Consider the following 3,026-nt stretch of genomic DNA (forward strand, 5'->3'; position numbering starts at 1 on the left):
GGCAGTAGTTTGTCGAGGCTTGCCTTTGCGTCGCCGTAGAACATGCGGGTGTTTTCTTTGAAGAACAGCGGGTTTTCGATGCCCGAGTACCCGGTGCCCTGACCGCGTTTGGACACGAAGACCTGCTTGGCCTTCCAGCATTCCAGAACCGGCATGCCGGCGATGGGGCTGTTGGGGTCTTCCTGCGCCGCAGGGTTCACGATGTCGTTCGAGCCGATAACGATGGCCACATCCGTTTCGGGGAAGTCGTCGTTGATCTCGTCCATTTCCAGCACGATGTCGTACGGCACCTTTGCCTCGGCCAGCAGCACGTTCATGTGACCCGGCAGACGACCTGCGACCGGGTGGATCGCAAAGCGCACATTCTTGCCCTGCGCCCGCAGCTTGCGGACCAGTTCGCTGACCGATTGCTGTGCCTGCGCCACCGCCATGCCGTAGCCGGGGATGATGACAACGCTGTCAGCATCGTTTAGCGCGGCGGCCACACCGTCGGCTTCGATGGCGATCTGCTCGCCCTCAACCGCCATCTGTTCACCCTGTGGACCACCAAAGCCGCCCAGGATCACGCTGACAAAGTGACGGTTCATCGCCTTACACATGATGTAGGACAGGATCGCACCCGACGAACCCACAAGCGCACCAACCACGATCAGCAGATCGTTGCCGAGGCTGAAGCCGATCGCCGCAGCCGCCCAGCCCGAGTAGCTGTTCAGCATCGACACAACCACCGGCATGTCGGCACCGCCGATACCCATGATCAGGTGATAGCCGATGAACAGCGCCGCCAGCGTCATCAGGAACAGCGGGAAGAAGCCACCCGATGCGGTGTACCAGATCAGACAGATCAGCGAGAGACCTGCCGCAGCCGCGTTCAGCGCATGACCGCCCGGCAGCTTGGTTGCCGCAGACGTCACCTTGCCCGCCAGCTTGCCATAGGCCACGACCGAGCCAGTAAAGGTGATCGCACCAATGAAGACGCCCAGGAACAGTTCGACATGCAGGATCGACAATTCCGCCGGGGTTTTCTTGGCGATCAGTTTGGCAAACCCTCCGAGGCCCGTGTACAGAACTTCTTTCGATGCATCCGAGACCGCCATCACCTCGGCGACGTTCAGAACTTCAAAATGCGCGTTGTATCCGACGAACACAGCCGCCAGACCGACCAGCGAGTGCATCGCGGCAACCAGTTGCGGCATCTCGGTCATCTGCACGCGCTGTGCAACGTATTGACCGATCAGACCACCGCCCGCGATCAGCAGCAACGACAGCAGCCACAGACCGGAACCGGGGCCGACCAGCGTGGCGAAGACCGCCAGCGCCATACCGACGATGCCATACCAGACCGCGCGCTTGGCGCTTTCCTGGTTCGACAGGCCGCCGAGCGAAAGGATGAACAGAACAGCCGCAACAACGTAGGCGGCAGTAGTGAAGCCAAATTCCATGTGCCCGGCCTCCTTAAGATTTCTGGAACATGGCGAGCATGCGCCGGGTTACGAGGAAGCCGCCAAAGATGTTGATCCCGGCCATGAAGATGGACAGCGCCGCCAGCAGAATGACCAGGAACGACCCCGATCCGATCTGCATCACAGCCCCAACGATAATGATCGACGAGATCGCATTGGTGATCGCCATCAGCGGTGTGTGCAGGCTGTGCGCAACGCCCCAGATCACCTGGAAGCCCACAAAAATGGCCAGCACAAAGACGATGAAGTGCTGCATGAAGCTGGCCGGAGCGATCAGCCCCACCAACAGCATCAGCGCGCCACCAACACCCAGCAGGGTGAACTGCTGTTTGGTCTGCGCCTTGAAGGCCGCAACCTCCTGCGCCTTTTTCTCTTCCGGGGTCAGTTCCTTGACTTCCGGTTTCTTCTGCGCCGCGATCGCCTGCACCTTGGGTGGTGGCGGCGGGAAGGTGATGTCGCCTTCAAATGTCACAGTCGCACCGCGGATCACGTCATCTTCCATATCGTGATTGATCTGACCGTCCTTTTCAGGCGTCAGGTCAGTCATCATGTGACGGATGTTGGTCGCGTACAAAGACGAGGACTGCGCCGCCATCCGGCTGGGGAAGTCGGTATAGCCGATGATGGTGACGCCATTGTCGGTCACGATCTTCTCATCCGCCACGGTCAGCTTGCAGTTGCCGCCCTTTTCCGCCGCGAGGTCAACAATGACCGAGCCCGGCTTCATCGCTTCAACCATATCCTTGGTCCAAAGCTCGGGCGCTTCGCGGTTCGGGATCAGCGCGGTGGTGATCACGATGTCTATCTCGGGTGCCAGCTCGCGGAACTTGGCCAGCTGCGCCTCGCGGAATTCCTCGGATTGAACGCTGGCATAACCGCCGGTGGCGGCACCGTCCTGCTGATCCTCACTGAAATCCAGATAGACGAACTCGGCCCCCATCGATTCGACCTGTTCGGCCACTTCGGGGCGCACGTCGAACGCGTAAGTGATCGCGCCCAGCGAGGTCGAGGTGCCGATGGCCGCCAGGCCAGCCACACCGGCCCCAACGATCAGCACCTTCGCAGGCGGAACCTTACCGGCAGCCGTCACCTGACCGGTGAAAAAACGGCCAAAGTTGTTGCCCGCCTCGATCACCGCGCGGTAACCGGCGATATTGGCCATCGACGACAGCGCGTCCATCTTCTGCGCGCGGCTGATCCGCGGCACCATTTCCATGGCGATAACATTGGCACCCTTGGCCTTGGCCGCTTCCATCCCTTCTTCGTTCCCCGCAGGGTTGAAGAAGGAAATCAACGTCTTACCCTTGGTCAGACGCTTCAGCTCAGCCTCGTTCGGTTGACGCACCTTGGCAACAATGTCGGCCTGCTTCCACAGCGACGCAGCCGTCTTGACGACCTCAACCCCAGCTGCCTCATACGACGCATCCGAAAATCCAGCCGCAGCACCAGCACCCTTCTCAATCAGACATTCATAGCCCAACTTCTGAAGCTGCAACGCTGACTCTGGCGTCATCGCAACACGGTTTTCACCGTCATAAGTCTCTCTCGGTGTGCCTATCTTCA

General features: G+C 60.1%; 2 protein-coding genes. Both read right to left on the bottom strand.

What is annotated here, in order from left to right; all coding sequences use genetic code 11:
* Positions 1 to 1,442, bottom strand: a 1,442-nt coding sequence (locus tag AC2FIB_RS22415) for an NAD(P)(+) transhydrogenase (Re/Si-specific) subunit beta (RefSeq protein ID WP_496737932.1), incomplete at its 3' end; no start/stop codon positions are given.
* Between the two features lie 13 nt (positions 1,443 to 1,455).
* Positions 1,456 to 3,026: Re/Si-specific NAD(P)(+) transhydrogenase subunit alpha (locus AC2FIB_RS22420; RefSeq protein ID WP_496737931.1), on the bottom strand; the 1,571-nt coding region annotated here is incomplete at its 5' end.

The organism is Ruegeria sp. YTSA072 (genome assembly GCF_059610285.1).